General features: G+C 61.9%; 6 protein-coding genes and 1 pseudogene. 2 read left to right on the top strand and 5 right to left on the bottom strand.

Annotated features, from left to right (window positions below; genetic code table 11):
- Positions 1-102: 102 nt before the first annotated feature.
- A complete protein-coding gene (gene leuD / locus QMX97_RS30305) occupies positions 103-747 on the bottom strand; it encodes a 3-isopropylmalate dehydratase small subunit (protein WP_282398128.1) in 645 nt (214 codons plus the stop codon).
- Between the two features lie 10 nt (positions 748-757).
- Entirely contained in the window at positions 758-2,176 is a 1,419-nt protein-coding gene (gene leuC / locus QMX97_RS30300) for a 3-isopropylmalate dehydratase large subunit (protein WP_106803176.1), read from the bottom strand.
- A gap of 147 nt (positions 2,177-2,323) precedes the next feature.
- On the opposite strand from leuC, the gene QMX97_RS30295 reads away from it, so the two are divergent.
- Complete coding sequence (locus QMX97_RS30295; RefSeq protein ID WP_065904527.1) at positions 2,324-3,214, top strand: LysR family transcriptional regulator; 891 nt, start codon at positions 2,324-2,326, stop codon at positions 3,212-3,214.
- A gap of 65 nt (positions 3,215-3,279) precedes the next feature.
- Positions 3,280-6,558, top strand: coding sequence for an EAL domain-containing protein (locus QMX97_RS30290; RefSeq protein ID WP_106803175.1), 3,279 nt, complete (start codon positions 3,280-3,282; stop codon positions 6,556-6,558).
- Positions 6,559-6,561: 3 nt separating this feature from the next.
- On the opposite strand, the gene QMX97_RS30285 is transcribed toward QMX97_RS30290, so the two are convergent.
- The 3 genes and pseudogenes from QMX97_RS30285 to QMX97_RS30275 all read right to left on the bottom strand — a co-directional run.
- Positions 6,562-7,818, bottom strand: a complete 1,257-nt coding sequence (locus QMX97_RS30285) for a hypothetical protein (protein WP_282398127.1) — start codon at positions 7,816-7,818, stop codon at positions 6,562-6,564.
- 86 nt (positions 7,819-7,904) lie between these two features.
- The gene (locus QMX97_RS32130) at positions 7,905-8,492 is read right to left on the bottom strand and encodes a hypothetical protein (RefSeq protein WP_315420768.1); all 588 of its coding nucleotides are present in this window, start codon (positions 8,490-8,492) and stop codon (positions 7,905-7,907) included.
- Between the two features lie 502 nt (positions 8,493-8,994).
- Positions 8,995-9,423 (bottom strand): annotated as a pseudogene (locus tag QMX97_RS30275) (hypothetical protein); the annotation flags it as partial.

Here is a 9,423-nt window from a genome sequence, read left to right as displayed (position 1 = left end):
GAGCAAGCCCGCTCCCACATTTGATCGCATTTCAACTCAAGGAACTCGGTCGAATGTGGGAGCGGGCTTGCTCGCGACGGGGCCAGTGCAGCCTACATAGAATTACGCATCACGAAACAACCAAGGCTGGCTGGCCCGGTGCTTGGCTTCAAACGCTGCAATCGCATCGCCGTCCTGCAAGGTCAGGCCGATGTCGTCCAGGCCGTTGAGCAGGCAGTGCTTGCGGAACGCGTCCACCTCAAAGTGATACACCTTGCCGTCCGGACGGGTCACGGTCTGCGCGCCCAGGTCGACAGTCAGCTGGTAGCCGACATTGGCTTCAACCTGCTTGAACAGCTCGTCCACTTCAGCGTCGCTGAGGATGATCGGCAACAGGCCGTTCTTGAAGCTGTTGTTGAAGAAGATGTCGGCGTAGCTCGGCGCGATGATGCTGCGAAAGCCATATTCTTCCAGGGCCCACGGCGCGTGTTCACGGCTGGAGCCGCAACCGAAGTTTTCCCGGGCCAGCAACACGCTGGCGCCCTGGTAGCGCTCAGCGTTGAGCACGAAGTCCTTGTTCAACGGGCGCTTGGAGTTGTCCTGGTAGGCATAGCCCACGTCCAGGTAGCGCCACTCGTCGAACAGGTTGGGGCCGAAACCGGTGCGTTTGATCGACTTCAAGAACTGCTTGGGGATGATCTGGTCGGTGTCGACGTTGGCACGGTCCAACGGCGCGACCAATCCTGTGTGTTGGGTAAAAGCTCTCATCGGGTTTTCCTCAGATCAATTCGCGAACGTCGATGAAACGACCGTTGACGGCAGCAGCAGCGGCCATGGCCGGGCTGACCAGGTGGGTACGCCCACCGGCGCCCTGACGCCCTTCGAAGTTACGGTTGGAGGTCGACGCGCAATGCTCGCCCGACTCCAGGCGGTCCGGGTTCATCGCCAGGCACATCGAGCAGCCCGGCTCACGCCATTCAAACCCGGCTTCGAGGAAGATCTTGTCCAGGCCTTCGGCTTCGGCTTGCGCCTTGACCAGGCCCGAACCTGGCACCACGATCGCTTGCTTGATGGTCGAGGCCACCTTGCGGCCCTTGGCGATCACCGCCGCGGCACGCAGGTCTTCGATCCGCGAGTTGGTGCAGGAACCGATAAACACGCGATCCAACTGGATGTCGGTGATCGCCTGGTTGGCTTTGAGGCCCATGTACTTCAAGGCGCGCTCGATGGAGCCGCGCTTGACCAGGTCGGCTTCCTGCGCCGGGTCCGGCACGTTCTGGTCGACGGCCAGGACCATTTCCGGCGAGGTGCCCCAGCTGACTTGCGGCTTGATCTGGGCAGCGTCCAGCTCGACCACGGTGTCGAACACCGCATCGGCGTCGGACACCAGGTCTTTCCAGGCTTCGACGGCGGCATCCCACTCCGAGCCTTGCGGGGCGAACGGACGGCCTTTGACGTATTCCACGGTTTTTTCATCCGCCGCCACCATGCCCACGCGGGCACCGGCCTCGATGGACATGTTGCAGATGGTCATGCGGCCTTCGATGGACAGGTCGCGGATCGCGCTACCGGCGAATTCGATGGCATGCCCGTTACCGCCGGCGGTGCCGATCTTGCCGATCACCGCGAGGACGATGTCCTTGGCGGTCACACCGAAGGGCAGCTTGCCTTCAACGCGCACCAGCATGTTCTTCATTTTCTTGGCGACCAGGCACTGGGTAGCGAACACATGCTCCACCTCGGACGTGCCGATGCCGTGGGCCAGGGCGCCAAAGGCACCGTGGGTGGAGGTGTGGGAGTCGCCGCAGACCACGGTCATGCCCGGCAAGGTGGCGCCCTGCTCCGGGCCGATCACGTGCACGATCCCTTGACGCACGTCATTCATCTTGAATTCGGTGATGCCATATTCGTCGCAGTAATCGTCGAGGGTTTGCACCTGCAAACGCGAGACCTGGTCGGCAATCGCTTCGATGCCGCCCTTGCGCTCGGGAGTCGTCGGTACGTTGTGATCCGGGGTGGCGATGATCGAGTCGACGCGCCAAGGCTTGCGCCCGGCCAGGCGCAGGCCTTCGAACGCTTGGGGCGAGGTCACTTCATGGATGATGTGACGGTCGATATAGATCAGCGACGAGCCATCGTCGCGCCGTTTCACTTCATGGGAATCCCAAAGCTTGTCGTAAAGCGTTTTGCCGGCCATCAGTCGGTCCTCATCAGCGGTCTTTCTATGCCCCGGGTCTTGAGACATTCAATAACCCTTTGGCTTGTGAGGCTGATGGTATGGCGCTACATTAAATAACTCAAATTCATATTTTTTATGCTTTGGATTACCAACTGGAATAGCACAATGGACCTGGCCAACCTCAATGCCTTTATTGCCATCGCCGAGACCGGCAGTTTCTCTGGTGCCGGTGAACGCCTGCACCTGACCCAGCCGGCCATCAGCAAGCGCATTGCTGGCCTGGAGCAACAATTGAAGGTGCGCCTGTTCGACCGCCTGGGCCGTGAAGTGGGCCTGACCGAGGCCGGCCGCGCCCTGCTGCCGCGTGCCTATCAGATCCTGAATGTGTTGGACGACACCCGCCGCGCCCTCACCAACCTGACCGGTGAAGTCAGCGGTCGCCTGACCTTGGCCACCAGCCACCATATCGGCCTGCACCGCCTGCCGCCGATCCTGCGCACGTTTACCCGCGAGTACCCGAATGTGGCGCTGGATATCCAGTTTCTCGATTCGGAAGTAGCCTACGAAGAAATCCTCCACGGCCGCGCCGAAGTGGCCGTGATCACCTTGGCGCCCGATCCTCACCACCTCGTCCGCGCCACCCCGGTGTGGGACGACCCGCTGGATTTCGTGGTGGCGCCGGAACACAGCCTGATCAGCAACGGCTCCGTCAGCCTGGCCGATATTGCCGGCCACCCGGCGGTTTTCCCCGGTGGCAACACCTTTACGCACCATATTGTCAGCCGGCTGTTCGAGGCCCAGGGCCTGACGCCGAATATCGCGATGAGCACTAACTACTTGGAAACTATCAAGATGATGGTGTCGATCGGCCTGGCCTGGAGCGTTTTGCCGCGCACCATGCTCGACGATCAGGTGGCAAGTATCGCTTTGCCGGGCATACAGCTCAGTCGCCAGCTAGGCTATATCGTGCACACCGAAAGGACGCTGTCGAACGCTGCGCGGGCTTTCATGAGCCTATTGGATGCACAGGTCGATCTGCCAGGGACACCGGCATGAACTTGTGCGCCCTCAAGGTCTGAACCTACCGCGCCGAACGCCCACAGAGCCAAGGCCCCTTGATAATGCGCAACCCCGTCGATTCCTTGCCTCCCCTGCCGCGCATCTACGCCCTTGACCCTCAAGAGGCGGAGCAAAGCTGGGACAGTGCCCCGCAACTGCTGGCCGCCCTGAATGCGGCGCGGCTGGGCGCATGGTGCTGGGAAATCGACACCGGGCGCATCAGTTGGTCGCGGGGTACCCAGGCGCTGTTCGGCTTCGATCCGCGCCAACCGCTGCCCAAGGACCTCGACTACCTGGACCTGCTCGCACCGCAGGACCGCACCCGCGTGGTGCGCGCGTTTCATGCGGTGCTGGCCGGCGAGCCGTTCGAGCAGGCCATGCATCACCACATCCAGTGGCCGGACGGCAGCCATCACTGGCTGGAAATCAACGGCAGCCTGGCCCCCGACAAGGCGGGCCGGCGCCGCATGATCGGGGTGATCCGCGAGACCACACGCCAGCGCGAGCGCGAGCACGCCCTCAGCCACTCCGAAAAGCGCTTCGCCACGCTGTTTCACCTGTGCCCGAACATGGTCCTGCTGACCCGCCAATCCGACGGGCTGATCAGCGAAGCCAACCAGTATTTCGAAATGCACTTCGGCTGGCCGGTGGCCGACGTCATTGGCCGCACCACCCTGGACCTGGGGCTGTGGCGCCACCCCGAACAACGCGCGCAACTGGTCAAGGCCACTCAGCGCAAGGGCGAACCGATCAGCATGGAAGTACAGTTCTGCGCCAGCAACGGGCAGATTCACGATGGCACGCTCAGCGCGCAGAAAGTCGAACTGGAGGGCGAGGCCTACCTGATCAGCACCTTTGTCGACACCACCGATCGCAAAAATGCCGAGCAGGCGCTCAAGGACAGCCAGGAGCGCCTCGACCTGGCGCTGGACTCGGCGCAATTGGGCACCTGGGACTGGCACATTCCCAGCGGCATGCTCTACGGCTCGGCCCGCGCCGCCCAGTTGCATGGCTTGCCGCCCGAGCCGTTCCATGAATCCTTCGAGGCGTTCTTTGAAGGCATGCCCGATGAAGAACGCGACAATATGCGCGACGCCTACCGCACGTTGCGCGAAGGCCCGGCCGGCAACTATCAGTTGACCTACCGCGTGCAGCTGGAGGATGGCAGCTCGCGTTACCTGGAAAGCCGCGCCCGCCTCTACCGCGACGAACTGGGCGCGCCGCAGCGCATGGCCGGCACCCTGCTGGATATCACCGACCAGGTCGAGCGCGAACAACGCCTGACCGCCTCCGAGGAAAAATTTGCCAGCCTGTTCCAGGCCAGCCCCGATCCGATCTGCGTCACCTACCTGGACAGCGGTGCATTCATCGAGATCAACCCGGCCTTTACCCAGACTTTCGGCTGGACCGCCGCCGAGGTCATCGACAAGAGCGCCGAGCAGATCGGCCTGTGGGACGAATCGAGCAAGCGCCTGCAGCGTATCGAACGGGTGATCCGCGAGCAGGGGCTGAGCAACGTGGCCATCGTGGTGCACCACAAGAACGGCCAGGCCCTGACCTGCGTGATTTCCAGCCGCCTGATCAAGGTCGGCAACCAGCCGTGCATCGTCACCACGTTGCGTGACATTACCCAGCAGCAACGCTCGGAGGCCGCGCTGAAGGCCAGCGAAGAGAAGTTCGCCAAGGCGTTTCATTCCAGCCCCGACGCGATTTCCATCACCGAGCGCGACACCGGCCGTTATGTCGAGGTCAACGACGGCTTCTGCCGCCTGACCGGCTACCGCGCCGAGGATGCCATCGGCCTGACGCTGTACCAGATCGGCATCTGGGCCGACGAAAACCAGCGCGCGGCACTGCTCGCCGAGCTGCAGATCAAGGGGCGCATCCATCACCTGGAAATGCTCTGGCACAACAAGCGTGGCGAAGTACTGGCGGTGGAAGTGTCGGTCGAGCCGATCACCCTCAATGAAACCCCTTGCCTGCTGCTGACCGCGCGCGACGTAAGCCTGTTGAAGAACGCCCAGGCGCAGATTCGCCACCTGGCCTATCACGACCCGTTGACCAACCTGCCCAACCGCGCGCTGCTGATGGACCGCCTGAGCCAGCAAATTGCCCTGCTCAAGCGCCACAACCTGCGCGGTGCCCTGCTGTTTCTCGACCTCGACCACTTCAAGCACATCAACGATTCACTCGGCCACCCGGTGGGCGACACGGTGCTGAAAATCGTCACCGCACGCCTCGAAGCCAGCGTGCGCATGGAGGACACAGTGGCGCGCCTGGGCGGCGATGAATTTGTGGTGCTGCTCAGCGGGCTGGAGGGTACGCGCAGCGAAGTCAGTGGCCAGGTGCAGGAACTGGCCGACACCCTGCGCGAACTGCTCTCGGAACCGATGTTCCTCGATGGCCACCGCTTGCAGGTCACGCCGAGCATTGGCGTGGCACTGATTCCCGATCATGGCTCGACCCCGGCCGACTTGCTCAAGCGCGCCGACATCGCCCTGTACCGCGCCAAGGACTCGGGGCGCAACACCACGCAGATGTTCCACAACAGCATGCAGAAAACCGCCAGCGAGCGGCTGCGCATGGAGACCGACCTGCGCCTGGCACTGTCGCGTGGGGAGTTCAGCGTGCATTACCAGCCGCAGGTGGATGCGCGCGGCAACAAGATCGTCGGGGCCGAAGCACTGGTGCGCTGGCAGCACCCGCAGCTGGGCGCACAGTCCCCCACCGAATTTATCAAGGTGCTGGAAGACAGCGGCCTGATCCTCGAAGTGGGCACCTGGATCCTCGATGAAGCCTGCGCCGCGTTCGAGCAATTGATTGCCGACGGCCTGGTGGACCCGCTGAATTTCAGCCTGTGCGTGAATATCAGCCCCCGACAGTTTCGCCAGAACGACTTTGTCGAACGGGTGGAGCGCAGCCTCAAGCAGCATCGACTGCCTTACAGCCTGCTGAAGCTGGAAATCACCGAAGGCATCGTGATCCAGAACCTGGAAGACACCATCAGCAAGATGCGCCGGCTGAAAAAACTCGGCGTGAGCTTTGCGATGGATGACTTCGGCACCGGCTATTCATCGCTGACCTACCTCAAGCGCCTGCCGGTGGATGCGCTGAAAATCGACCAGTCGTTTGTACGCGACGCGACCCACGACCCGAACGACGCCGAAATCATCCGTGCCATCGTGGCCATGGCCCGCAGCTTGAACCTGGAAGTGATTGCCGAAGGCGTGGAAACCTCGGAGCAACTGGCATTCCTGCAAAAGCTGGGCTGCCATTTGTTCCAGGGTTTCTTACACAGCCGGCCCTTGCCGATCGAGGGATTCAGGCAGTTGCTGGGTTAATCCTCACACCAGCTTCAGGGCGGTCAGCGTCTTGCGCTTCCAGTGCGAGGTGCCGAGGTCGTACTTTTGCCCATACAGGTCCAGCGCCCCGCCCACTACCGCCACGGAGTGCCAGCCGTCCGCAAGCGTGCCGATGGCACCGTCGGCCAATTCTTCAGCCGTGCTGTTACGGATATAGCCGAACAGCCCCAGCCTTTGCAGCGCCTCACCGGGATACTCGCCATCGTTGAGGGTTTCCAGCGCCACCGCAAACCCTTGTTCGGCGCGGAAGTCGTTGTTTTCCATTTGCGCCCGCTTGGCGCTGCAGGCGTACAGGAAGTTCGCGTAGTCCAGCAACACCGGATTGCTGCCGGCAAAGTTCGAGGCGGCGGTGGCCTGCCTCAGCTCGGCATGGCTCAAGCGCAGCCGGAAGCCATCGCGCATCGTCACTTCACAGCCGCCCGGCGTCCTGACGATGGACGTGTAGATACCTTCCGGGAAACGAGTGATGGCGGCCTTGATTGCCGACACGGTGACGCAATTGCCCTCGACGCCCTGATAAAAGCCGCTCCAGATGTCGGCATGCCTGATGCCCTCCGCCACTTGAGACTCCACCCCGTCCCTTTGCGGCGGCGTCTCACGGTCATCGAACAACACATACCCGTAACCATTGCCGTGTGGGTGACTGGCACCCCTCACCACGAGCGCGGCGCCAAAATCATGGGTCTGGCGGACCCAGGGCGACTCCCTGCCGACCATGTCACGAGCGGCAACCCAACGCGACAGCCCATAGACGCCCATCCCTTCCAGGCAACGCTTGCTTGTCTCGCCCTCAAGGCTTTTTGCCAGGGCAGCCTCAAACGTCGGATAGCCACCCAACTGCTGCTTGCGCTTTACAAACGCAGCCAACATGAAGTTGGCGTGCTTCACCACGTCAGGGTCCTGCCCGCTGAACCGCGAAGCCTGCGCGGCCCGCTCAAGCTCGGCCTGGGACACCTGCACCCGGTATTGATCCTTCATGGTGACGGCATAACCATCACCCGCCGGGGTGACTTCGCTGAAAACATCGGAGGCACGCGGGCCGAGGGTCATCATCATCATATTGATAACGGCCACGTGAGTACTGCAGTCAAAGCGCTCGCCGAATCGACGCTCGGCGCCTTGAAGTGCATTCACGAGGTCACCCCGTTTCGCACCGGCCTGCACATTGAAACCACTCGCAACAGGCTCAGGCAACCGATTTGGCACCACCGAGCCACGACCATCAATTGAAGCGTTCATGGAATTGTTCACTCAAGACAGGGCAGGAAAAAAGTGCAGCCAGAGATCCCGGCTGCATCCTTTAACAGGAAACGAATAGCCGTGGATCAGATCAGTGCGACGGCGTCCCCCCGCGTCGGCGCCGAGCCCTGTCGCCCATATAGTTCTTCGCGTCCATTGATCACAGCCACCGAATGGCGGGCTCGGTTGCACATGCCCAATTGGCCCTTGGCCAGATCGCGCACGCTGACCCGCTTCATATGGTGCCTCAGCCCCAAGCGCAGGAAGCCTTCACCGGGGCCATTGTCATCTTCGCCATCGTTCAAACTCTTTACAGCCGCTCTAAAGCTGCGCGCTGCCGTGCCGTCGTTGTTTTCCATTTGCGCCCGCTTGGCACTGACAGCGAAAAGAAACTGCGCGTCCTTGAGCATGCCTTTATCCGTGCCCTTAAATAGCGAGCCTGCCGCGCCTATTTGCAACTCCTGGTCGGTCAGCCTGACCACAACATCATCACGCATCGTCACTCGATAACCGTCGTTCGTCTTTAACACCTCCTTATAGATATCCGTAGGGCTTTGGCCAAACCGATACATCGCAGCCTTGATGGCGGATACCGTGACACAGTTGCCATCCGGGCCTTGGCGGAAGCCACTCCAGATATTGTCCGGCTTGGTGCCGTTGCGTTTATCGGACAAGTTCGGGATCTGGGTCGGTACAGTGGGCATCGGTTGCGGTGCGGGTGTCGGCGCTGGCAGGGGGGCCGGTATTGGCGCTGGAATAGGCGCCGGCACTAACGGGGGAGTGACTTCTGGTCTCGGCGTAATAGCGGGAGTGCTCTTGTCCGGTCTAGCCGATATCAAGTCGATCAACCGCGTGATCAATGAATTGAACAATGTAATCAGGCCGGCAATCGGGGCTAAGTTATCTCCTATCGCGACATTGTTCTGCGGCACGCTCACGGGCGTCGATACAGGGCCTGGGCCAAAGCCTGACTGTTTCGGTTCACCAGGCCCCGTGGTTTCATTAGTTGCGTCCGGTAACTCCCTGTTCAACGCCTGGCGTACGTCCACTACGCGAGCAATATTATTAATTGAGCAGCATGACATGACTGTCTCTCCACTTTTTTAGCGACTCTCCGAACGCCTGGTCCGGAGAGCGCTGTTTTTTATCGAAGAAGTCGAAACACGACGCCAGGCATCAAGTCCTTACCCGTCGACGGTTGATAAAGCTCCAGCCCTGCAGATCGGTTTGGTTGTCAGCGGGGCCCGGGCTGGTCACATCAGGCACAGGCGTTGGCACAACAGGGTTGACCGGCGGCTGCGGTGTAACGTCGGGCTTGGGCTGTGGCGTGAGCGGTGGCTGCGGTGCAACGTCTGGCTTGGGCTGTGGATTGAGCGGCGGCTGCGGTGCAGCGTCGGGCTTGGGCTGTGGATTGAGCGGCGGCTGCAGTGCAGCGTCTGGCTTGGGTTGTGGCGTGAGCGGTGGCTGCGGCGCAGCGTCTGGCTTGGGTTGGGGCGTGAGCGGCGGCTGTGGCGCAGCGTCTGGCTTGGGTTGGGGCGTGAGCGGCGGCTGTGGCGCAGCGTCTGGCTGGGGTGGGGGCGTCAGCGGGGGCTGCGGCGCAGCGGG

Origin of the sequence: Pseudomonas sp. PS01298 (genome assembly GCF_029959745.1) — a bacterium.
GTDB lineage: Bacteria > Pseudomonadota > Gammaproteobacteria > Pseudomonadales > Pseudomonadaceae > Aquipseudomonas > Aquipseudomonas aylmerensis.
The sequence above is the reverse complement of the archived record's forward strand: the minus strand, read 5'-3'. Positions and strand labels throughout refer to the sequence as shown.